Source organism: Vibrio genomosp. F10 str. 9ZD137, from assembly GCF_049974785.1.
Lineage (GTDB): Bacteria > Pseudomonadota > Gammaproteobacteria > Enterobacterales > Vibrionaceae > Vibrio.
Window position 1 is genome coordinate 1 of record NZ_JBNGCJ010000788.1, and the last position, 323, is coordinate 323.

A 323-nucleotide genomic window follows, 5' to 3' on the forward strand; every position below is an offset into this window, starting at 1 on the left:
CAATGTTGCAGCCGCTGGCTTAGATGAAAAAATTAACGAAGTCGTCGCACCGATCGTCAACCCATTTGTAGGAATGATCTTCTCGACCATTCCTTTCCCTTTTACAGACGTGCAGGTGCCTTGGATTGTTTTATGGTTGGTTGTCGCTGCCACCTTTTTTACTTTCTACCTCGGTTTTATTAATGTTCGTGGGTTCAAACACGCACTAGAGTTGGTTTCTGGTAAGTTCAGTAACCCTAAAGCGAAAGAAGATGGCGAAGTCTCTCACTTTCAAGCGCTCACCACTGCCCTTTCAGGCACAGTTGGAGATCGGAAGAGCGGTT

At 46.1% G+C, this 323-nt stretch carries 1 pseudogene; it reads left to right on the forward strand.

The annotated features are described in order from the left end of the window. Nucleotides 1-323 (forward strand): annotated as a pseudogene (locus ACP45E_RS18325) (sodium:alanine symporter family protein); the annotation flags it as partial.